The organism is Colwellia sp. TT2012 (genome assembly GCF_001440345.1).
Lineage (GTDB): Bacteria > Pseudomonadota > Gammaproteobacteria > Enterobacterales > Alteromonadaceae > Colwellia.
In genome coordinates this window covers 31727-55593 of sequence record NZ_LJYX01000022.1, presented here as the reverse complement: position 1 = coordinate 55593, position 23867 = coordinate 31727, and the positions used below count along the sequence as shown (strand labels likewise).

Below are 23867 nucleotides of genomic sequence, written 5' to 3'. Positions count from 1 at the left end.
AAGCGGAAAGAATAATGGTAGAAAATACAATAAAATTCCTGTTAAACAATAAGCTAGTAAATATTGAAAACCTAGATCCTAATACCACAGTCTTACAATACTTGCGTGAAGAACAATTTAAATCTGGCACAAAAGAAGGTTGTGCTTCAGGTGATTGTGGTGCTTGTACCGTAGTTCTAGCCGAGCTTGATACTGAGAATAGCGGGCAACTTAAATATAAATCAATTAACTCATGCATCACCTTTGTCGGTAACTTACATGGCAAGCAATTAATTACCGTTGAAGACTTAAAAGACGGCGCTAAATTACATCATGCCCAACAAACTCTGGTTGATAACCACGGTTCACAATGTGGTTTTTGTACACCCGGTTTTGTTATGTCTTCCTTTGCTTTACATAAGCACAACAAGACGCCAAATCGGGCCGAAGTACTTGCAGCCTTAGCCGGTAATTTATGTCGTTGTACCGGTTACCGTTCAATTATTGCCGCGGCCATGACCTCGAGTGAAGCTGTTGCCGAAGATTCATTTGCTCAGCACTATCAAGAAACTGTGGCCGCACTGAGCGAATTAGAAAAATTACCAACACCTGCTTTAACGGGTAATGGTCATAATTTTATCGCGCCAAAAAATATCGATGAATTAGCCACTGCCTTAACCAATGAGCCTAACTCTACTTTAGTTGCTGGTGGTACCGATTTGGCACTTGCGGTTACTCAAAATTTAGCAATAATCGATAAGCTTGTTTACCTTGGTAATGTGGCAGAATTAACCACTATCAAGGAAACAGACTCTGAAATCATTATTGGTGCAGCACTACCTTATAGTGACTTCATTGATACCTTACATCACTACTACCCTGAATTGGGTGAGATGATTGAACGTATTGGTGCTAAGCAGGTACGTAACACCGGAACTTTAGGTGGTAATATTGGTAACGCTTCACCCATTGGTGATATGCCGCCAGCGCTGATTGCTTTAGGCGCGACCATGACACTCCATGTTAATGGTCAAGAACGTACTATCCTAGTTGAAGACTATTTTGTTGATTACAAGAAAACCGTACTTAAAACCGCTGAATTTATTAAATCTATTCAAATTCCAAAACCTACCGCGGGTCAAAGCTTAAAAATTTACAAGATTTCGAAACGTATTGATGACGATATCTCTGCGGTATTAGCTGCTTTTTTCATTGAACAAACACCGACAGAAAATGGCAAAAAAATTACTAAGGTCCGTTTAGCTTTTGGTGGCATGGCTGCCATTCCTAAACGCGCTCCAGCTGCTGAAGCTGTGCTGCTAGGCAAGAGCTTATCTAAAGAATTAGTAGCGCAAGCAAAAGCAGCGTTAGCGAGCGACTTCCAACCCATGTCTGATGTTCGTGCTTCTGATAAGTACCGTATGACAGTGGCGCAAAACCTTATTGAGAAATGCTATTTAGAGCTGAAAAGCGCCAATGCAAGAGCAGTTATTGCAACACGAGTGGTAAATTATGCGTAGCCTTATTAATGTAGAAAAGTTTGCTGTAAAGAAAGCCGATACCCTAAAAGTAAAAACCAATACCAATAAAAGCCTTATTGATGGACAAAAAAATGTTGGTTTAGGTGGCGTAGGTCGCTCGAAAAAGCATGATAGTGCTGATAAACACGTCGCCGGTGAAGCTATTTATGTTGATGACCGTCCATCACTGCGTGGTGAATTACATGCGGCAGTTGGGCAATCGGCTTATGCACATGCCAATATAATTTCTATGGACTTATCAGCCGTTAAAGCTGCGACAGGTGTTATCTCAGTCATTACGGTTGAAGATGTACCTGGACATACCGATATCGGTCCAGTATTTCCTGGTGACCCAGTACTTGCTATAGGTAAAGTTGAATTTATCGGACAGCCACTTTTTGCCGTGGCAGCAACAAGCTTCGATTTAGCCAGACGCGCAGTTAAATTAGCAAAAATTGACTATGAAGAACTTGAAGCGGTACTTACGGTAAAAGATGCGCTAGCAAAACAAAATTTTGTACGACCACCTTTTACCATGAAACGTGGCGACTCTGATGCGGCCATTAATAGTGCTGCCCATCAATTATCGGGTGAAATCAAAGTGGGTGGTCAAGAGCATTTCTATTTAGAAGGTCAAGTATCAACCGCCGAGCCAACTGAAGATGGTGGCATGAATATTTTTACCTCGTCACAACATCCCAGTGAAGTACAAAAATTAGTGGCTGAAGTTTTAGCTATTCCACTAAACAAAGTTTTAGTTGATATGCGCCGTATGGGTGGTGGTTTTGGTGGAAAAGAAACCCAAGCGGCTCAATGGGCTTGTATTGCGGCCTTACTTGCCAATGAAACTAAACGCCCCGTTAAATTTAAATTAGCTCGAATGGACGATATGATCATGACAGGTAAACGTCATCCATTTGAAAATAATTACACCGTTGGTTTTGATGCTCAGGGTCAAATAAAAGGTATTAACATCGAAGTTAATGGTAATTGTGGTTACTCACCCGATTTATCAGATGCCATTGTTGATAGAGCTATGTTCCACTCAGACAATGCTTACTACTTAGACCAAGCAACCATTACCGGTAATCGTTGTAAATTAAACACAGTATCACACACTGCTTATCGTGGTTTTGGTGGCCCTCAAGGCATGATGACCATTGAAATGATTATGGATGATATCGCCCGTCATCTTGGTAAAGATCCCTTAGAAATTCGTAAAATTAATTTATATGGTAAGGATGATCGTAACGTAACCCACTATCATCAGACCGTTGAGCATAATAATTTAAGCGAGATCATTGAGTCGTTAGAGACCAGCTCTGATTATCAAGCCCGTCGCCAAGCGATTACCGAGTTTAACGCCAATAGTACTATATTAAAGAAAGGACTGTCATTAACGCCGGTTAAATTTGGTATTTCATTCACGGTACAGCATTTGAACCAAGCCGGGGCACTGGTTCATATTTACACCGACGGTACCATTCACTTAAGCCATGGCGGCACTGAAATGGGTCAAGGTTTGAATATTAAAGTGGCGCAAATTGTTGCCGAAGAATTTCAAGTTGATGTTGATACTATAGCCATATCTTCGGCCCGTACCGATAAGGTACCAAACTCATCACCAACAGCAGCCTCTTCAGGTACTGACTTAAATGGTAAAGCGGCACAAGCGGCGGCTAAAACCATCAAACAACGTCTAATTGACTTTGCTTGTGAGAAATATCAAGTCGAAGCAGGACAAGTTCACTTTGAAAATAGTAATGTTATTGTTGGTGAACAAAGCTTTAGCTTTGCTGAATTTTCACAACTTGCTTATATGGGCCGTGTTTCCTTATCGTCTACTGGTTTCTATAAAACCCCTAAAATTCATTTTGACCGTGCTACCGGTAAAGGGCGTCCGTTCTTCTATTACGCCACAGGTGCTGCGGTATCAGAAGTTATCATTGATACCTTAACCGGGGAATATAAAACCTTACGTACCGATATCTTACAAGATGTCGGTCACTCCATTAACCCCGCTATTGATATTGGCCAAATTGAAGGCGCATTTATTCAAGGCATGGGCTGGTTAACCACGGAAGAATTAGTGTGGAATGAGCAAGGTCGGTTACTTTCTAACAACCCAGCGACCTACAAAATACCAGCAATTAATGATACCCCTGCAGATTTCAGAGTGGCATTAGTGCCTGACGCACCAAATCGGGAACATACTATCTACAATTCAAAAGCCGTAGGTGAACCACCATTGATGTTGGCTATTTCCGTTTGGGCCGCACTTAAAGATGCCATCTCAAGTATAAATGATTATAAAACTAGCCCGGCACTCGATACCCCCGCAACACCAGAGCGCGTCTTATTTGCTGTTGAAGCAGCCAAAGCATCTCAAGCACAAGCTGCGGCTGCGGCGAAGTAATTCGCCCTGTGAACCTGTAATAGGTATAGCTAGGAATAAATAGGAATATCATCATGAAAATAAATTGGACCGGTGCAGTACACCAACTAAACAAACAAGGTAAAGCCTATGTTGTCGCCACCATTGTCGGGGTAACCGGTTCAACGCCGCGTAATAGTGGCACCAAAATGGTGATAACCAATGACGATATTTTTGACACTATTGGTGGTGGTCACCTTGAACATAAGGTGATTAAACATGCCCATCAACTGTTAACGTCCGGTGAGGCTTGTCAACAACTAGAACATTTTCAATTGGGTGCTCAACTAGGCCAATGTTGCGGTGGTGATGCCAGCGTATTATTTGAATGTTTTAGCGCCAGTGGTGCCAATATCATCTTATTTGGTGCTGGTCATGTCGGTAAAGCCCTTATGCCTATCTTAGCGGGTTTGCCTTGTAGTATTACTTGGGTGGATAACCGCGCGGAGCAGTTTCCTGATGATATCGATAGTTACGGCAATGTCACTGCTGTTATTAGTGAAAGCCCGGCGGAAGAAGTGGCGGCTATGCCGACAAACAGCTACTACATAGTGATGACACACAACCATCAGCTTGATTTTGACATTAGTCACAATATTTTAAAACGCGCTGATTTTAGTTATTTAGGTTTAATAGCCTCGGCTACAAAATGGCGTCGTTTTCAACAAAGGTTTCAACACCGAGATATCGAAAAGAGCTTAGTCGAAAAAATGAATTGCCCTATTGGCTTAGCACAAGTACAAGGGAAATTACCCATGGAAGTAGCGGTATCAGTGGCGGGTGAAATAATTGAGCTTTATCAAGCACAATTGACTGCCAATGCCATCGCCAACCCCAGCGCCAATAAACAAAAAAATGCCAAGCCACAAAGCTCAAAAAAAGGCATTGCTTGGCAAGAGCTGAAAAGTTTAATCAACGAAGAAGTTAACTAATTAGCTCTTGCCAAGCAGTTAGCAAAGAAAGCTTAAATAAAAATATGCTCGCACATATTTAGTAATAAAACCCATGCCACACGTTCACGTTTATCAAATTTAGAGGAGAAGCAAGGTGTCCCATTTTGCCCTGCAAAGTAAAAAAGTAATTGTCCATGCTGGTGAAAAAAGCGAAATGATCGCGGCCTGCATCGAAATTAAAGATCAATTAATCCATGCCATTCACCCCTATGGCCAAGCCCTTACTTGTCCAATCACGGATGTCGGCGAGCAAGTGATCATGCCGGGTTTGGTCGACTCTCATGTGCATATCAATGAACCTGGCCGTACCGAGTGGGAAGGTTTTAATACCGCGACACAAGCTGCGGCAGCCGGTGGTATTACTACTTTAGTTGATATGCCACTTAACTGTATTCCGGTAACAACGACCAAAGCAGCCTTTGAAGAGAAGCTTGCCGCAGTGCATGACAAACTTTGGGTTGATTGTGGTTTTTGGGGTGGCGTTATTCCTAGCAATATCGATGAACTTGATGACTTACTTACCGCCGGTGTTTTAGGGGTTAAATCTTTCTTAATTGATTCAGGTATTGCCGAGTTTCCACCAGTGGAAGCCAAGGACATGCTGGCGGCTATGCCTATCTTAGCCAAACACGATGTGCCATACCTGATCCATGCCGAACTAGATTGTGGTGGTTTTCATGATGTTGAAATCACCAAAGAATACAACTCTTTCTTAGCGTCGCGGCCAAAGAGCTGGGAAAACGATGCTATTTCGTTAATGGTAGAGATGGCGCGTGCATCTAAAAAAGCCGGTGATAACTGTAAAATTCACATTGTGCATTTATCCTCTGCTGAAGCCCTTGCAACGATTGCTCAAGCCAAAGCAGAAGGTTTACGCTTTAGCGCAGAGACTTGTCCACATTATTTAACGCTGGCAGCAGAAAATATTCCTGACGGCAAAACCTTGTTTAAATGTTGTCCACCTATTCGCGAAAACAAAAATAGAGAACTTTTATGGCAGGCCGTTACCGATGGTCGTATTAGCTTTATCGTTTCAGATCATTCGCCTTGTACCCCGCAGTTAAAACATATTGATACCGGTGATATTGAAAAAGCTTGGGGCGGTATTTCAGCATTGCAATTTGGTTTACCCCTAATTTGGACTGAAGCCAAAGATCGTGGTTTCACCCTAGTTGATTTAGCCCGTTTAATGTCGCACGAAACCGCTAAGTTTGCGGGTTTAGATAAAATAAAAGGCCAAATTTCAGTGGGTCATCATGCGGACATATTGGTCTTTGATGACACAGCAAGTTTTGTTATCAGCAATGACATGATCAAACACAAACATAAAATCACCCCCTATGTCGGCCGCAAAGTAAATGGCCAAATAATGCAAACCTTTGTTCGTGGCCAGCAAGTTTACTGTAATGAGCAATTTATCCACTCGCCTATTGGTAAGCCGTTACTTAAAGGTCAGCTGTAAGCTGCTATCGCCAATGGCGAGAACAAATAAATAACTAATAAAAATAATTAAACGAACAAGAAGTCACGCACCTTTGCTACGCCGATAACCAGGCTGAGCAAAGCTAGCGTTTACAGGAGATAAAGTAATGATTGAAGATTGGTTAGCACAAAATAAATTATCGGCAGAAGACGCAACTTTAGAACAAAAATTAAAAAATCAATATGTTGATTTAGCCAGCGAACGTGTGGGTGGCGAAACATTATCTTGTAGTGATGATTTTTTTGCCGAAATGGAAAACTTATTAAAAGTAGGTCGAGGTATTTTTATCGAAGAGAAGTTTACTGAACGTGGTAAATGGATGGACGGTTGGGAATCACGCAGAAGTTATGGCCGTGCTCACCGACTAGAAAGTGGTCGTGATTCTGACTGGTGCATTATCCGTTTAGGCATCAGTGGCGTTATTCGCGCCTTTGATATCGACACTAACTATTTCCGTGGTAACGCGCCAGAGAAAGTTTCGGTAGAAGCCTGTGTTAGTGAAGTACAACCAAATGAAGATACGGTTTGGCATACTATTTTGACCGCTACCGACGTTAAAGCCCATAGCCAAAACCTGTTTGTGCTCGACCCTGAAAAAAAGCTCAATAATACTGCTTTTACCCATGTGCGTTTAACCATGTTTCCTGATGGTGGTATTGCCCGTTTCCGTGTTTATGGTGAAGCAGAAGTAAACTGGAATGACTTTGTTGACGGTGAACTCATTGACTTAGCGTCGATTAAAAACGGAGCAAAAGCGTTATTAGTCAGCGATATGTTTTTCAGTGATAAAAACAACCTAATCATGCCTGGCCGTGGCGCCAACATGGGTGATGGTTGGGAAACTAAACGCCGTCGTGATCCCGGTCCAGATTGGTCAATTGTTAAACTTGCCGCTACCGGTACAGTAAATAAAGTCATCATAGATACTTGTCATTTTAAAGGTAACTTCCCTGACACCTTTATGCTTGAAGGTTGTATCAGTGATAGCGATGATTTCACCGCAGGCGCAGCACCGGTAACGTGGACCGAAATTATTCCAAGCACTAAATTATATGCTCATAGGGAACATCTATTCACTAAAGAGATCATAGTGGCAAAAGATCAGCCTTTCACTCACGTACGTTTAAGTATCTTCCCTGATGGTGGTATTTCTCGCATGCGTGTTTTTGGTAAGCGCCAAGGTTAGTTAACAAAAACTAGGGTTAAGCTTTGAACTCCTTAGCCCGAGCTGCAATTGATTAACGGTATTTACTAGAAAGCGATTAAAGGAAACGAAAATGTTATTAGAAAATTTAAACCAGTTACCAGTAGCAGATGCTAAGCACATGTTTATGCAATGTTGTACTGCAAGTACTTGGGTAAACAACATGGTCGCAGCTCGCCCCTTTGCTAATACGCCAGCGATAAAAAAAGCCGCTGATGATGCTTGGCAAGGTTTAACTGAGCAAGATTATTTTGAAGCTTTTGAAGGTCATCCAAAAATTGGTGATGTCAGTAGTCTGCGTGCTAAGTATGCAAATACCAAAGAATTGGCCGGTAACGAGCAAGGTTTAGTTAAAGAAGCTAACGACGCTGTGCTGGACGTGCTGGCGCAAGGTAATACTGATTACCAAGAAAAATTCGGCTTTATCTTTATTGTGTGTGCAACGGGTAAAAGTGCTAAACAAATGTCTGATTTATTGCAAGCACGCCTGCCAAATAACAGAGCTCAAGAGCTTGTTAATGCCGCTGAAGAGCAAAGAAAAATATTTCAACTCCGCATTACTAAGGCCTTCGGAAAGTCATTAGCTGAAGGCTAAGCCCGGCACCCGTTAATAAAAGTTTTAGGCTATTTATTTTAAGAATTTTTAAGGAAAGAATATGAGTCAAATTACTACCCACATATTGGATACTACCCGTGGTTTACCTGCACAAAATGTACCTATTACTTTGTTTGCTCAAGACGGCGAAAGCTGGCAAGAGATAAACGGCGGAGTTACCAACGCTGACGGTCGTTTACCGGGTTTATTAGCTGCTGATGAAAAATTACCAGCAGGTGTTTACCGCATGCATTTTGCCACCGCGGTATATTTTAAAGCGAATAACGAAACCGGGTTTTACCCCTACGTTGATATCGTTTTTGAAATAGATGCCAGCGGCACTCATTATCATATTCCATTATTGCTAACCGCCTATGGTTACTCTACTTACCGTGGTAGCTAATTTCTATTTAACGAATAGATAACAACAGTTTCAAGCCAGTAGAAAAATATTAACCGCTAACATTACCAGTAACTGAGAGATTAAGATGACCGATAAAATCATTAATGTTATACCCCAAGAATTAACGGCAGCAAACTTTGCCGCTTATGGGGATGTTATTTCAGTGTCCGAAAGTGCTGAACATTTCGCCATTAATGATGGCCACACCATACGCCATCACAATCTTGCTGACGTTGACGTTGCTGAGCAAGCGGGTAAAACCTTGCTTAATATTTTTCGTTCCACCCCGCTGGCTTTTCCTTTACCAGTCAAAATGATGGAACGCCATCCTTTAGGCAGTCAAGCATTTATCCCTATGGGCAATCATCCTTATGTGGTTGTCGTTGCCCCCGCAGGTGAGCTTGATACTGCTGCTATTAAAGTATTTTTAGCCCGCTCAGACCAGGGGGTAAATTACCATAAAGGTACTTGGCATCACTTTTGTTTAGCACTTAATGAGGTCAGTGATTTCCTCGTGGTTGATCGCGGCGGCGAAGGCGATAACTGCGATGTAGAAAAACTCGATGGTTCACTCGTTATCACCCTTGCAGAATAAGAAAAAATTTGATTCAAATTGATGAATCGGATGATAAACAATCAATTAAATTAGTGCAGCTAGTATAAATAGCAGCACAAATACATAGCAATAACATAAGTAATAGGTTTACCAATATGTCTAACAGTACTTCAAACACTCCTTCCACTAGTGAAGTAACAAGCACAGCTACCAAAGCGTTTCGCGGTGAGATACTGCACTTTTTAGCCGATCCTGCCAAAGTCGCGGAAGAAGAGAGTTATCAATACTTTGAAGATGGACTTTTACTGATAAAAAATGGCTTAGTGGTCGCCGTAGGTAACGCCACTGATTTATTGGCAACATTACCCGTAGGCCTTGAAGTCACCCAATATGACAATGGCTTAATCATGCCCGGCTTTATCGATACCCATGTACATTACCCACAAACTGAAATGATTGCTTCATATGGTGCACAATTACTTGAGTGGCTAGAAAACTATACCTTCCCTGAAGAAAAACAATTCTCCGATTTCGAACATGGTAAACGTGTCGCTGAGTTTTTCTTAACACAATTATTAGACGCGGGTACTACCACAGCGTTAGTGTTCGGTACTGTCCATAAAGAATCCGTAGATGCTTTTTTCACTATCGCCCAACAGAAAAAATTACGCATGATTTGCGGTAAAGTTTTGATGAATCAAAATTGCCCAGAGGATTTACAAGATACTACCGAATCAGGCTATACCGACAGCAAGGCGTTAATTGAGAAATGGCATAACACCGACAGATTACAATATGCGATCACCCCACGTTTTGCGCCCACCTGTTCAACGGAACAATTGCAGAAAGCCGGTGAGTTATTAAAAGAATATCCAGGTGTTTATTTGCATACTCATTTATCAGAAAACAAAAATGAAATTGCTTGGGTAAGCGAATTATTCCCCGACAGTGACGGTTACCTTGATGTGTACGATAAGAGCAATTTATTAGGCCGACGTAGTGTTTTTGCTCACGGCGTACACTTACACGACCATGAATGTCAGCGTTTAAGCGAGACTAACTCGGCCATTGCTTTTTGCCCCACTTCCAACTTATTTTTAGGCAGTGGTTGTTTCAACCTAAAACAAGCGGAAGAATTTGATGTGAATGTTGGTTTAGGCACAGACATTGGCGCTGGCACTAGCTTTTCAATGTTAACGACATTAAACGAAGGCTATAAAACCCAACAATTACGTGGCGATAAGTTAAGCCCGTTTAAATCATTCTACCTAGCCACCTTAGGCGGCGCGGTTGCCTTAGATTTAGAGGGGACTATTGGTAACTTTACTAAAGGCGCTGAAGCTGATTTTATCGTACTGGATTACCAAGCAACACCCTTAATGGCAAGACGTATTGCCCGTTGCAAAACCTTAACCGAAAAACTATTCGTCTTGAGCATACTTGGTGATGACAGACATGTTAAAGCCACCCATATCATGGGAGAAAAAGTTTAATCACTTTAGATAAAACATAAAGCTATGTTCCCGCTAATGGTTGTTAAGAACTAAATCGATTGATAGATAATAAGTTTTGCTGATTCGATAAAAGCAAGCTTCACAAGCATGGATGCTTGTGTAGAGCCCCATGGAAGGGTTTACGCGTCTTGCTTGATCGTGCAGCAACACTTAAAAGCAACAGAGGCAAACATAAAATAAACAAATTAACACCCTACAATAACATATAACAGACGGTTGCCTAGCTGGGTCTAAGGCAACATCGCTTAAGAAAGCTAATTTTTAATAAAATTAGTTAGTCATCAAAAATATAAAATTATAAAACGTCTACTACCAGTAGATGTACAAAAGGAAAGACTATGGACCCGTATATTACTGAGTGGTTAAATTTAATCATTCGCTTCGCACATTTGGTCGTTGGTATCGCATGGATTGGTGCCTCATTTTATTTTGTTTGGTTAGATAACCATCTGGAAAAACCACCCGAGTGGAAAGCAGAGAAAGGCATTTCCGGTGACCTTTGGGCTATTCATGGTGGTGGCTTTTATGAAATCGCTAAATACAAACTTGCGCCACCAAAAATCCCCACCACATTACATTGGTTTAAGTGGGAAGCTTATACCACCTGGATCACGGGTTTCTTATTATTATCACTGATGTTTTATGTGGGCGCTGAGTCTTACTTAATTGATCCACGGGTGAAAGATTTAACACAATGGCAAGCGATTGGCTTAGGTATAGGCGCTATTGTTATCGGTGTCGGTAGTTATGAATTATTAGTAAGAACAAAACTTAAAGATCACGGCTTAGTATTAGCACTTATTTTATTCATTATTGCTACCGCTTTATCTTACGGTTTAACACAAGTATTTAGTGCGCGTGGTGCTTATATGCATATGGGCGCTATCTTAGGTACCATCATGGCTGGCAACGTATTTTTTGGCATCATGCCATCACAACGTGCCCTAGTAAAAGCGGTAGAAGATGGCGTTACCCCTGATTCAAAATATGGCTTAAATGCTAAATTACGCTCTACTCACAACACTTATATCACCTTGCCGGTGTTATTTATTATGATTTCAAATCATTATCCCATGACGTATAACCACAGTGCTAACTGGTTAATATTGATGGTAATCATAGTAATCACCGCTGCGGTGCGTCAGTATTTTGTCTTACGTCACGTTGGCAAGCATAAGCCGCTAATATTGGTTGCTACCATTGTTGCCACTGTAGTACTTGCCTATTTAATTGCCCCTAAAACGGTGGAGTTATCAGCAGAGCAAAAGCAGCAAGTTATTAGCCCGGTGCAAGTTCAACAAATTATTGCCGACCGTTGTGCAGCCTGCCATTCAGCCACACCCACCGATGATGTTTTCACCAGCCCTCAAGGTGGCGTTATTTTCACAGATATCGCTTCTATCAGACAATGGGCGCCAAGAATTGAAGCACGGGTTATTAACTCAAAAGACATGCCCTTTATGAATAAAACCAAGATGACTAACGAAGAGCGCTTAACCTTGTCACTGTGGTTATCCCAAATAAAGTAAGTTTGCATAAACGTATCTATATGGCTATTAAAGCAAGATAAAGACAAAGAAAAAGGATAAAAAATGCAGAAAACAACAATCAAACACGGTTATCAGGTGGCAGGCTGTTTAGTTAATTTAGTCAATCATGAAGTGTTACCTGGCCTTAATATTAAGGCCGAGCACTTTTGGGATGCTGTGGCCGAGGTTTTAACTGAGTTTACCCCGCGGAATCAACAGCTATTAGCCACCAGAGCTAGCTTGCAAGCACAAATTGATGTTTGGCATAGTGACTCGGCCAACCAGCCTTTTAACCAAGAGCGCTATGAGTTGTTTTTAAAGGAAATAGGCTATCTGCTAGAAGAAAAAGCTGATTTTACGATTTCCACCAAAAATGTTGATGATGAGGTTGCCCTCATTGCGGGTCCGCAACTTGTTGTGCCCTTAATGAATGCCAGATTTGCCCTAAATGCGGCGAATGCTAGATGGGGCAGTTTATACGATGCTTTATATGGTACCGATGTTATTGGTGATGATAATGGTGCCCAACAAAGTAAAGACTTCAACCCTGTTCGTGGCCGTAGAGTACAGGCTTACGCGCGTAGGTTTTTAGACGAGACTTTACCGTTAACCTCTGGCAGCCATATTGATGCGGTGCTTTACCATATCATCAATAAAAATTTTACCGTGACCTTGTTCTCCGGTGAACAAGTTCAGTTACAAGATAGCGAGCAATTTGTTGGCTACAATGGCGCAACCGAGGCACCAACGGAACTACTCTGTCGACATAACGGTTTACACATTGAAATTCAAATCGATAAAGACAATATTATTGGTAAAACAGATGCCGCGTTTGTGAAAGATGTGGTGTTAGAATCCGCCTTAACTACGATTCAAGACTGCGAAGACTCCATTGCCGCGGTTGATGCCATGGATAAAACTGCGGTTTATCGTAATTGGTTAGGTTTAATGAAAGGCGATCTTGCTGAGATTATTCAAAAAGGCAATAAAACCATCACCCGCACTCTGAACCCTGACCGAAGCTACTTATCACCAAACCGAGAAAAGATTTCTCTGTCGGGTAGAAGCTTGCAATTTATCCGCAATGTCGGCCACTTAATGACCACAGATGCTATTGTCAACAAAAATGGCGACAAGGTACCTGAAGGTATTGTTGATGGCCTTATCACCAGCTTAATTTCATTACATGACTTAAACGGCAATTCTAAATTTAAAAACTCTCAGCAAGGCAGTATTTATATAGTCAAACCGAAAATGCATGGCCCTGAAGAAGTAAAATTCAGTCATGATTTATTTAGCGCTATCGAGCGTCATTTAGGTTTAGCCGAAAATACCATTAAAATGGGTATTATGGATGAGGAACGTCGTACCTCAGCCAATTTAAAGGAATGTATTCGCGCGGCACAAACTCGTGTCGCCTTTATCAACACCGGTTTTTTAGATCGTACCGGTGATGAAATACATACCAGTATGCTCGCTGGAGCTATGACACCAAAAGAATGGATGAAAGATGAGCCCTGGATCAAGGCTTATGAATTGAGAAATGTCAGAATTGGTTTACAAGCAGGTTTTCAAGGCAAAGCGCAAATAGGTAAAGGCATGTGGGCAATACCTGATCAAATGTCAGCCATGGTAAACAGCAAAATCGCTCACCCACTATCAGGAGCAAATTGTGCTTGGGTACCTTCACCTACCGCAGCAACTTTACACGTAATGCATTATCACAAAGTGAATGTGCAAGCCGTACAAAATGCGATGCAAGCGGAGTTTGCCTTACCTGGGGCTATCGATGATTTAACGGATTTATTGACTATTCCTTTACTGAAAAACCAAACTGAATTATCAGCAGCGGCGATTCAAAAAGAATTAGACAATAACATTCAAGGGCTACTTGGTTATGTTGTCCGTTGGGTCAATCAAGGTATTGGTTGCTCAAAAGTACCTGATATTGATAATGTTGCCCGTATGGAAGATAGAGCGACGTTAAGAATATCGAGCCAGCATATCTGTAATTGGCTTCATCATGGTGTTATCAGTGAAAGCCAAGTGCATGAGTCCTTGCAACGTATGGCACCCATTGTTGATCAGCAAAATGCTGCTGATGATGGCTATATCGCCATGTCGAGTGACCTTGAAAATAGTATTGCTTTTAAAGCAGCTGGAGAACTTATTTTTCAGGGAAAAGAGCAAGCCAGTGGTTATACTGAGCCGTTATTACATAAAAGACGTATAGAAGTAAAAGCTGAGCATTAAATTCCAGTTATTTACTCATACTAGCTTAATGCAATAGTCATCTTCGAGGTATCTAAGCGAAGATCCAAAGGACAATAAACACTGGATTACCGAATAAGCACGGTTGCCATATAAAGAAAGATGACTTCCCCCTTAGTCATCTTTCTTTTTGTTCATATTCGCACTAAAAACACCATGCCCCTCACGCATGACCATAAACGAGGGTAATTGACTGGTGATATTTTCATTTTAGCGCAATTAATTATTCCATTTGCCATAAAGCATTGGCTGTCAGTTAAAACTTGTTATAAAGTTATTTTTCTCCACCATAAATGAAGTTATGAGGTATCTGTGCAGGTTAAAAAGGAATCAGTCGGACAAGTTCGCCAAAAGAATGTCGCACTTATTTTAACAGCGGCAAAAATAGAGTTTGTTACTCACGGTTTTAAAGGCGCCTCTATTAAGCGAATTGCCGAACGAGCAAATATTCCCCGAGCAAACATTCATTATTATTTCCATGATAAAACCGACCTTTATCAGCAATTACTCAGCGAGATTATTGTCAGCTGGAATACTAGCTTTGATACCTTAAGTGTTGATGATGATCCTAAAACGATTCTTACCGCCTATATTCATGAGAAAGTCATGCATGCTAAGCATGATCCTGACGGCTCAAAAATATTTGCCAGTGAAGTGATTCATGGTGCGCCCATTCTTAAAGACTATTTGCATACCGAATTCAAACAATGGTTAGATGAAAAAATTTCCGTAATAGAAACCTGGATAGAAAAGGGCCAAATAGACGCCATTAACCCTTATCATTTGTTATTCCTTATTTGGAGTTCTACCCAGCATTATGCTGATTTTAATGTGCAAGTATTAGCCGGTCTTGGTAAAGAAACGATGAACGATGCTGATTTTGATGAGGTGATCCATTCACTGACCACGATTATATTAAAAGGCTGTGGCTTATAGCCTAAGCTAAGTAATGGGGATGGCAATTGCACTGTGCCCGTTTAGCGGGCAAGTCGCAGACTTTTATGCGCCTTGTTAATTCGAACAATGCTCAGACTGTTGGCTTTTCAGATATCCACAGTTTAATATCCCCTTTAACCACGACAATGTTATTTTCATCATAGGCGGTGATGCTAACGAGCATATCTCCAGGCCGCCAGTCTTCTTGGTTTACCTTTGCTACACATCGAATATCACTACCCGCTTTGGCCGTATAAGCAACCGTCATTCCTTTTGGGATCCAGCGAAGATGCTTGGGAATTGAAGCTTCTGCCATGACGCCCATTGCCATTTCTAAACCATTACAAATAGCTATCACATGCACTGTTTTTATATGGTTAAAGACCTTTTTCTTTTTTTTGATTAGACAGGTGCACTGGTTCGGCACTAGTTCTGAAATTTTAGGATTAATAGTGGCGAAGTAAGGTGCGACACGACTGACGATAATTGAGAAGATTTTTTTGCCAAAAGGGTACTTTTCAAGTTTTTGATATATCGATAATGTTTTATTAGTCTGCTTCATAATAGGCTTTAAAGTTAAAGGTTAATGGCTGAGCTAACTTATCATTAGGTTATATTCTGCCCAAACAAATGCTCACTATTTTTAATATTACTGCTGTGAATGACGTTAATGACGGCTCGTTTTTTCACAAAGCTTTCCGATAAACTATTAGAAAGCAGAGCCAGTATCCACTCCATTTAACCATAATAGTGTTCATTTAAAGCTTCATTCAGCGTACAACAGCATTTCACCCGGTAATAAATAGCAGTCTATTGGCTTTATCATCTAAAAAAACCTTGTAGAAATGCCACCGCGGCTATTCCTATGCCACATGATGAAAAAATTAGCGAGAAATTTACCAGAAACTGCGCTTTAGATTTCATCATGCGAAAAAAAAGACCACCAAAAGGTGGTCTTTTTTCATCAATAAAACTATTTATTGAGTTTTATTACGTTTTTAATAAGCCCTTATTGATTCAAGGCATCTTTTAAGGCCGTTAAACATAAGGCCACATTTTCACTTTTAGCGGTATGTCCCATCAAACCAATGCGCCATGCTTTACCGGCAAAGGCTCCTAAACCAGCACCGATTTCCAAGTTATAATGCTCTAGTAAGTAATTTCTTACTTTAGCATCATCAGCACCGTCAGGAATGTAGATAGCATTGAGCTGAGGTAAGCGCTCTTCTTCAGGTACGATAAACTCAATACCTAATTCTTTCAGACCCTTAGCGAGTACTTGGTGTTGTGCTCTATGACGCGCCCAGCTGTTTTCTAGACCTTCTTCATGTAGTATGATTAACGCTTCATGTAGTGCATATAAAGAGTTTACCGGCGCGGTATGATGGTAAGTACGTTTACCTTTACCAGACCAATAACCCATGACTAACGTTTGGTCTAAGAACCAGCTTTGTATTTTAGTCTTACGGTTTTGTACCACTGCTACCGCTTTAGGACTGAATGAAATAGGTGACATACCCGGCACACAAGATATACACTTCTGCGTTCCAGAATAGATAGCATCAATACCCCACTCATCCACTCTAAGCTCAATACCACCCAATGACGTCACCGCATCGACAATAGTTAAACAACCATGTTCCTGAGCCATTTGACAGAGTGTTTTAGCATCTGACACTGCACCTGTTGAGGTTTCTGCATGAACAAAGGCTAGGAACTTGGCATCAGGGTGGTCGTGTAATGCTGCTTTCACCTTATGTGTTTCCACAGCTCGTCCCCAAGGAGAGTCAACAACTACGGCCTCGGCACCAAGCCTGGTAACATTTTCAATCATACGGTCACCAAAAACACCATTGCGACAAACAATGACCTTATCGCCAGGTTCTACTAAGTTTACAAAACAGGCTTCCATACCTGCAGAGCCCGGCGCTGATAAGGCTATAGTGAATTCATTCTTGGTTTGAAAAGCATATTGCAGTAAGGTCTTAACTTCATCCATCATATTGATAAATAAAGGGTCAAGATGACCTATAGTTGGCCTAGACAGTGCTGAACGTACTCGTGCACTTACATCGGAAGGGCCAGGGCCCATTAAAATTCTTTCTGGTGGATTGAATGATTTAAACGTCATAATTGCTTTACCTTCTATTTTAGTTTTAATTTTTAGTTGTGTTTATAAAACAACCTGATGTATCTTAGTTAATCGCAACCTGACAAATGTGTCAAGTTACAGAAAAGAGTAAAATATGGACATCTTGAAAAAAATTAAAACTAAAATTAATATGACTATTAAATAAATAAATAAAAATAAATTACCTTAAGAGAGACACTATGAAAATTTCAGTATCACTTACCGCCCTTGCATTAACAGCCGCATTAAATGCGCCAATGGCATCAGCAGAAATCTGGAGCAATACCGAAGTTCAAATTCAAGCGCTAGGTGAATTAGAGCGAGTAGGTACCGGTGGCACCGCTGATACCACTATCATCACCTTCCAACATGCCGGTGGCTGGGAGTACGGCGATAACTTCTTCTTTATAGATTACTCACGTTACTCAGTGAATAACGATGCTAACTTCCCGGTATCAGATTCAAGTGAGCTTTATGGTGAGTGGTATTCAAACTTCAGTTTAGGTGCAATCACGGGTAGTGATCTCAGCTTTGGTCCGGTAAAAGATATCGGTCTAGTTGCCGGTTTTAACTTCGCTCCTGAAGTAAACAGTGCTTGGGTATTACCGGGTATGAGATTCGCTTTAGACCTGCCAGGTTTTGCTTTTGCGCAAATAGATGTAACGGCTTATATCCATCAAGGTGGCGGCAGTGCGGATTCTCCGGTATTTACCGTAGTTGATGAAGACTCTAGTTTTATGATTGATTTTGCTTGGGCTTACCCCTTTAAAATTGGCTCAACAAGCTGGAGCATTGAAGGTCACTTAGAGTACATCGACGGCCGTATACAAACTAATAACTTTGGCACTACCGAGTTAGAATCATGGATTCTATTTCAACCACAAATCCGTTTGGATTTAGGTGAGGTATTAGGTCAAAAAGCACAACGTTTATTCGTTGGTATTGAATACCAATACTGGAAAAACAAACTAGGTGCTAAAGGCGTTGATGATAATACCGCACAGCTTCTTGCTGTATGGCGCTTCTAATAAGAGCATAACCTAGTTAACCTAAGTTCAGTTTCTTAAGCACGTAAATTAAAAACAAACTGCGCTATCAACTATCGAGTAAATGGCTAGTGATAGCGCAACTATGCCAATCAGGTTTATTAACAACAATATTTTGGTATTCAGCATGCTACCCCCGACCAGCATGTTGAGTACCACCTTTTATTTACAAAAAATTTACAACCATATATTTAATCTTAAAACTATAAAAAGTAGGTCACACATGTCTGATTTTAAACAAGCAGCTCTGGATTATCACGCCTTGCCCACCCCAGGTAAAATTGCCGTTGCCATCACTACCCCCGCCGAAACAAGTGCCGATTTGTCGCTAGCGTATAGCCCAGGTGTCGCCGAACCTTGCCGAGAAATTGCCAAGAACCCTGACGATGTTTACAAGTATACCGGTAAGGGCAATACCGTTGCCGTTATTTCAAATGGTACTGCAGTGCTTGGCTTAGGGAATCTAGGACCAATGGCGTCAAAGCCAGTAATGGAAGGTAAAGCGTTATTATTTAAACGTTTTGCCGATATTAACGCTTTTGATATTGAAGTTACCCATAAAACAACTGAAGAGTTTATCAATACGGTTGCCTGTATTGCCGATAGCTTTGGTGGCATTAACTTAGAAGATATTAAAGCCCCTGAATGTTTTGTTATCGAAAAAGCGTTACAAGAGCGTTGTAAAATTCCGGTCTTTCATGACGATCAACACGGTACCGCTATCGTGACGGCAGCGGCGATGCTCAACGCCTTAGAAATTCAAAACAAAAAAATAGAGCAAGTAAATATTGTTTGTTTAGGCGCCGGCGCTGCCGCTATTGCCTGTATGGAATTGTTAATCCAATGTGGCGCTATGCGAGAAAAAATTTACATGCTCGACACTAAGGGGGTAATTCATACCCGCCGTAGTGACTTATCAGAGTATAAAACACGGTTCGCTAATAACACCGACAAAAGAACGTTAGACCATGTGATTGCAGGCGCTGATGTTTTCCTTGGTGTTTCTGGTCCTAACTTACTTAGCCCTGAGCAGGTAAAGAAAATGGCTGATAATCCGATAATATTTGCTTGCTCTAACCCAGATCCTGAAATTAAACCCGAGCTAGCACACGCAGTTAGAAGTGATTTAATTATGGCGACAGGTCGTTCTGATTACCCGAACCAAGTAAACAATGTCCTTTGTTTCCCGTTTATTTTCCGTGGTGCCTTAGATGTACGCGCCGGTAAAATTAATAATGAAATGAAATTAGCAGCGGTTCATGCCATTAGAGAGCTAGCCAAACAAGATGTACCGGAAAGCGTTTTAAAAGCCAGTGGTGAAAAGGAATTATCCTTTGGTAAAGGTTATATTATCCCTCGCCCTATGGACCCAAGGTTATGCCAAAACGTCGCCTTTGCTGTGGCTAAAGCCGCGGTCGACTCAGGCGTTGCCGCTTTACCTTTACCTGATAACTATATGAATAATTCGTAACTTAGTAAGTCAAACTGTGGCGACTTGAATTTATAAGTAGCCACAGTTTGTTTTATGATAACGATAAAACAAGAGTGATAGAGTAAACACCAGACACCCACTCAAAATAATTAATACAGAAGATCAATAAATCAACGTTACTGATTTGCATTGGGCAGAGTTTAACTTTGAGTATTATGGTGACGAAGAGGGTCTTCAAATTAATTTAGCAAAACAGAGGTTTCACCTAATTTAAGGCACAACTAGCCTTAAGTGAGTGATGTATCTAGATGAGTTATATGGATTATTAAGCAAGTAACTTTTGGCAAATTGACACCGTGGCTCGTTTTTTTAAGTGTTGATGTTCGCAAAAATCCGTAAGTGCTTGCGCTCTGCCCACAGCGCCATGAAAACATTGTCTAAACTGGGTGGTTAATACTAACCAGTTTTGGGCGCTAATACCTAAACGCGTTAATATTTCAGGTTGGGCTTTGTCTATAGAACCGCGTTTATCGGCTCGAATACAACGGCCGGTTAAATCAAGCAATTGGATATAGTCATTTAATGCAAACGGTAAACCTGTAGGCATGTTCTTTCTTGGGTTACCGATAAATGGCAGTAGTTGTGTCGCTTGTTCACCCTTAATCGCCGATTTTATTCGCAGTTGAATACTGGTGTACTTGGATGTTTCTGGGGTTTTAGCTATCTTAGCTCTAATGGGATTTAAATCGACATAAGCCATACAGGCTATTAACGCGGCGTCATCAAGCAAGGCTTGAGATTTAAAACGTCCTTCCCAAAACCTGCCGGTACACTTATCTTCTCGATTGGCTTGTTTAGCGATAGTTTCATTTAAAATACGCATAAACCAACTGATATCCATCAATCTCTGACGATAAACCCTGGCTGTTTCGTCTACAACTTGTTGAAGCGTGTCAATGAGTGGCTCACCCCGTAAATATTGTTGCGTTAGCAAGGTTCCTTTAAATAACTGATGCCAACGGCTAATCACTTCATGCATTGTCCATGACTTCGCTTGCTGCTCATCAATGAACAATACCAAATGGGTGTGATTACTCATGACCGCATAAGCACAGACATCAATCGCAAAAACCTTACGTAATGCCTGTAGTTTATCTGCTACCCAAGCACGTCTATGTTCATAATTTTGTCCGGTGAGTTTATCTTCACCACAAAGATACGCTCGGCGAACACAACGAGAAACACAATGATAATAAGGGGTATCAACTAAGCTTATTTGTTGTTTTCTTGCCGTCGCCATAATAACTCTCAAAGATATTCATTGATGGTTATTTGAGCATAGTTGATACCACTCATTATTTCCATTTGAGTGGGTGTCTGCTATATTTCATATTTCTCACGTCCGGATCTGTGTGGAGTCGGCTCAGTAATGGGCCGCTCTACCACGATTGTTTTACATTCTATTTTGAGAGTTATTGTAATCAACTAAAATTTATATGGATATTAGGAATTAAATTATGCATACAGTTAAATCTAGAGAAGAATTATCATTCTTTTTTTTAAGATGTATTACTGGAATAATCATTGCGAGTCATGGTTGGCATCGTCTTTTAACTGGAGGTTATGAACCTTTTGGAGGTTGGTTAACTGGTGAAGGTTTTCCTTTTGGTCTAGGGATAGCTTTGGGAATTACTCTCTTTGAAATTATAGGTTCACTTTTTTTGGTAGCGGGTAAAAAATTACCATATATTTGTACAACCTATATTCTTATTTATTTTACTGGTTTAATTCTGGTGCATTTACCGCATGGATGGTTTGTTGTTGGTTCCGGCTCTAATGGAATTGAGTACAGCGTTTTGTTAATCTCCTCACTTTTCTGTATCGGTTATCCTGAGATTAATAAACCGGCGAAATCAATTTCATAATAATTCTAATTATTGTAGTGGTAGAGTAAATTTTCTTTAATTGCCGGATAGTCATCTTCTTGATGATCTAACCATGAATGGGCGAACTAAGCATCGGCCTGGCGTTTTAAATCACCAATTTGTTCAACAGGAATTAATAGCTGTGGTGATGCATCTGTGCGGTTAATATCAACGGATGTGTTTGTGCTAACTATGGATAGGTTAACTCCAGATTATTGTGAAATTCATCGGTGGTAATGTTGTTTAAGGCAGTGAAATCAAAATGTTCATTATCTGCAAGAGAGAAATATTTGTCATCTTGGCCATGGGAAATCGGAATATAAGCGATTTTTTCAATGCGGTTTTGTTTGCTGTGCTGGTTTTATTTTGAAAATTGAAAGAAATAATGATAATCACCATCATGCTGGCTAAAAGCGCATAGGGCCAATAACCCATTCGTTTTCAAAGCGGCAGAGCAATTTGTTTAAATATATTTCCACTCGAAACGTAACAACTTTAGCCTAAAGGCTTGTCACTATAAATATAACTGGCATGATGTAGTCATCATTTTATCTTGTTTGTTTGCTCGGCTCTATAGCGCCATATCATGCACTCAAAATAGCCTCATTCAAGCGGAGTCATCAATGTTTTCTAGTAGTAAGCACCTAACTTTAATTGTTATGGTGTTATGCCTGATGGGCTTGTTTTCACTCGATGCCATGGCACATGGCGTTGATGAGAGTACCCGACTGTTTTTACAAAATAATACCGGCGTACAATTTTTTGCCTTTATGTATATTGGTGCCAAACATATGGTGACCGGTTATGATCATTTACTGTTTTTAGCGGGCGTCATTTTCTTCTTATACAAGAGCAAAGATATTTTGCTTTATGTCAGTATGTTTACTTTGGGCCATAGCTTAACCTTGCTATTGGGTGTGCTATGGGATGTACAAGTAAATGCCTATATTATTGATGCGATTATTGGCTTGTCTGTTGTTTACAAAGGCTTTGATAACTTAGGTGGTTTTCAGCGTACCTTAGGTTTTACTCCTAATGCTAAAGCTGCGGTGTTGATCTTTGGCCTATTCCATGGCTTTGGCTTAGCGACAAAATTACAAGAGTTTCAACTGCCACAAGATGGTCTTTTTGCCAATTTAATCGCCTTTAATTTAGGTGTGGAACTAGGACAGTTGGCCGCCTTAACCTTTATCTTACTGGTTATTAGCTTTTGGCGGAAACACCCATCGTTTGTGCAGTTTTCCACGGTAAGTAATACTTTATTGATGAGCGCGGGTTTTATGCTGATAGGTTTTCAGTTAACTGGTTACTTTACTCGTTAGGTTAACTATCAAATGAACGAAATAACTCAATTTAAGTATGAAGAAATAAAAAGAAGAGAAATAGATATGCAAGATACCTTATCAAACAAAGCTTTGCTCAAAGCCACCGTTATCGCGGTGTTTATTGCCGGCTTAGCGCTGGTAAGTTTTATATTACCGGCAGAATACAATATCGATCCAACAGGTATCGGCGCTAAATTGGGCTTAACAGCTTTAGCTAATCCTAAAGCTGCTGCTGTGGATAGCGGTGCTGATACTATTGACGTTCCGAAAAGCATTCAAGCTGCTGATATCATTGAGATCATAGTCCCTGCAGGGCGTGGCCTTGAATTTAAATTTGCCATGGAAAAATTTAAAAAAATGGAATATCAATGGCAGACTGATGGCGCAGCGATTTTCTTTGATTTACACGGCGAGCCTGAAGGTGATACCACAGGTTATTATGAAAGTTATGCTATTGCCACGTTAGCGGATATGCAGGGTAGTTTTACCACACCTTTTGCGGGTGTGCATGGTTGGTATTGGAAAAACAAATCAGACCAAGCTGTGGTAATTAAACTTACTGTTAATGGCGAGTATACTATTGTCGGGTTAAAAAAATAGTAGGGACACTTATGATCGAATTGCTCACCGT

The 23867-nt window shown here is 40.8% G+C and carries 20 protein-coding genes; 17 read left to right on the top strand and 3 right to left on the bottom strand.

Annotation, left to right across the window (positions count from 1 at the left end):
* Nucleotides 1–14 precede the first annotated feature (14 nt).
* The 12 genes from xdhA (at nucleotide 15) to ASU03_RS17235 (ending at nucleotide 15377) form a co-directional block, all read left to right on the top strand.
* Nucleotides 15–1499, top strand: a complete 1485-nt coding sequence (gene xdhA / locus ASU03_RS17290; protein ID WP_057833037.1) for a xanthine dehydrogenase small subunit — start codon at nucleotides 15–17, stop codon at nucleotides 1497–1499.
* Nucleotides 1492–3915 carry a xanthine dehydrogenase molybdopterin binding subunit gene (gene xdhB / locus ASU03_RS17285; RefSeq protein WP_057833036.1) on the top strand — a complete coding sequence of 808 codons (2424 nt, stop codon included), beginning with the start codon at nucleotides 1492–1494 and terminating at the stop codon, nucleotides 3913–3915. The genes xdhA and xdhB overlap by 8 nt, the downstream gene beginning before the upstream one ends.
* A gap of 53 nt (nucleotides 3916–3968) precedes the next feature.
* Nucleotides 3969–4865 carry a xanthine dehydrogenase accessory protein XdhC gene (gene xdhC / locus ASU03_RS17280; RefSeq protein WP_057833035.1) on the top strand — a complete coding sequence of 299 codons (897 nt, stop codon included), beginning with the start codon at nucleotides 3969–3971 and terminating at the stop codon, nucleotides 4863–4865.
* 115 nt (nucleotides 4866–4980) lie between these two features.
* A complete protein-coding gene (gene allB / locus ASU03_RS17275; protein WP_057833034.1) occupies nucleotides 4981–6348 on the top strand; it encodes an allantoinase AllB in 1368 nt (455 codons plus the stop codon).
* 127 nt (nucleotides 6349–6475) lie between these two features.
* On the top strand, nucleotides 6476–7555 hold the full coding sequence (gene alc / locus ASU03_RS17270; RefSeq protein ID WP_057833033.1) for an allantoicase: 1080 nt from the start codon (nucleotides 6476–6478) through the stop codon (nucleotides 7553–7555).
* Between the two features lie 91 nt (nucleotides 7556–7646).
* On the top strand, nucleotides 7647–8168 hold the full coding sequence (uraD, locus tag ASU03_RS17265; protein ID WP_057833032.1) for a 2-oxo-4-hydroxy-4-carboxy-5-ureidoimidazoline decarboxylase: 522 nt from the start codon (nucleotides 7647–7649) through the stop codon (nucleotides 8166–8168).
* A 61-nt stretch (nucleotides 8169–8229) separates the two neighbouring features.
* Entirely contained in the window at nucleotides 8230–8571 is a 342-nt protein-coding gene (gene uraH, locus ASU03_RS17260; protein ID WP_057183231.1) for a hydroxyisourate hydrolase, read from the top strand.
* An 85-nt stretch (nucleotides 8572–8656) separates the two neighbouring features.
* Entirely contained in the window at nucleotides 8657–9166 is a 510-nt protein-coding gene (locus ASU03_RS17255) for an ureidoglycolate lyase (protein ID WP_057833031.1), read from the top strand.
* A gap of 116 nt (nucleotides 9167–9282) precedes the next feature.
* Entirely contained in the window at nucleotides 9283–10620 is a 1338-nt protein-coding gene (guaD, locus tag ASU03_RS17250; RefSeq protein ID WP_057833030.1) for a guanine deaminase, read from the top strand.
* Between the two features lie 359 nt (nucleotides 10621–10979).
* On the top strand, nucleotides 10980–12170 hold the full coding sequence (locus ASU03_RS17245) for a urate hydroxylase PuuD (RefSeq protein WP_057833029.1): 1191 nt from the start codon (nucleotides 10980–10982) through the stop codon (nucleotides 12168–12170).
* A gap of 63 nt (nucleotides 12171–12233) precedes the next feature.
* Nucleotides 12234–14423, top strand: coding sequence for a malate synthase G (locus tag ASU03_RS17240; RefSeq protein ID WP_057833028.1), 2190 nt, complete (start codon nucleotides 12234–12236; stop codon nucleotides 14421–14423).
* Between the two features lie 330 nt (nucleotides 14424–14753).
* A complete protein-coding gene (locus ASU03_RS17235; protein WP_057833027.1) occupies nucleotides 14754–15377 on the top strand; it encodes a TetR/AcrR family transcriptional regulator in 624 nt (207 codons plus the stop codon).
* Nucleotides 15378–15468: 91 nt separating this feature from the next.
* Here ASU03_RS17235 and ASU03_RS17230 read toward each other — a convergent pair whose 3' ends face one another.
* Both ASU03_RS17230 and ASU03_RS17225 read right to left on the bottom strand, forming a co-directional pair.
* The gene (locus tag ASU03_RS17230) at nucleotides 15469–15939 is read right to left on the bottom strand and encodes a hotdog fold domain-containing protein (RefSeq protein WP_057833026.1); all 471 of its coding nucleotides are present in this window, start codon (nucleotides 15937–15939) and stop codon (nucleotides 15469–15471) included.
* 447 nt (nucleotides 15940–16386) lie between these two features.
* Complete coding sequence (locus ASU03_RS17225; RefSeq protein ID WP_057833025.1) at nucleotides 16387–17508, bottom strand: pyridoxal-phosphate-dependent aminotransferase family protein; 1122 nt, start codon at nucleotides 17506–17508, stop codon at nucleotides 16387–16389.
* Between the two features lie 200 nt (nucleotides 17509–17708).
* On the opposite strand from ASU03_RS17225, the gene ASU03_RS17220 reads away from it, so the two are divergent.
* Both ASU03_RS17220 and ASU03_RS17215 read left to right on the top strand, forming a co-directional pair.
* Entirely contained in the window at nucleotides 17709–18536 is an 828-nt protein-coding gene (locus ASU03_RS17220) for an outer membrane protein OmpK (RefSeq protein ID WP_057833024.1), read from the top strand.
* A gap of 241 nt (nucleotides 18537–18777) precedes the next feature.
* The gene (locus tag ASU03_RS17215) at nucleotides 18778–20025 is read left to right on the top strand and encodes a malic enzyme-like NAD(P)-binding protein (RefSeq protein WP_057833090.1); all 1248 of its coding nucleotides are present in this window, start codon (nucleotides 18778–18780) and stop codon (nucleotides 20023–20025) included.
* Between the two features lie 286 nt (nucleotides 20026–20311).
* Here the strand turns inward: ASU03_RS17215 and ASU03_RS17210 are convergent, their stop codons facing one another.
* Nucleotides 20312–21286, bottom strand: coding sequence for a transposase (locus ASU03_RS17210; RefSeq protein WP_057833023.1), 975 nt, complete (start codon nucleotides 21284–21286; stop codon nucleotides 20312–20314).
* Between the two features lie 217 nt (nucleotides 21287–21503).
* On the opposite strand from ASU03_RS17210, the gene ASU03_RS17205 reads away from it, so the two are divergent.
* The 3 genes from ASU03_RS17205 (at nucleotide 21504) to ASU03_RS17195 (ending at nucleotide 23836) form a co-directional block, all read left to right on the top strand.
* Entirely contained in the window at nucleotides 21504–21911 is a 408-nt protein-coding gene (locus ASU03_RS17205) for a DoxX family protein (RefSeq protein WP_057833022.1), read from the top strand.
* Nucleotides 21912–22570: 659 nt separating this feature from the next.
* A complete protein-coding gene (locus ASU03_RS17200) occupies nucleotides 22571–23233 on the top strand; it encodes a HupE/UreJ family protein (protein WP_442855149.1) in 663 nt (220 codons plus the stop codon).
* Nucleotides 23234–23299: 66 nt separating this feature from the next.
* Nucleotides 23300–23836, top strand: coding sequence for a hypothetical protein (locus ASU03_RS17195; protein WP_057833089.1), 537 nt, complete (start codon nucleotides 23300–23302; stop codon nucleotides 23834–23836).
* The last annotated feature ends 31 nt before the right edge of the window (nucleotides 23837–23867 follow it).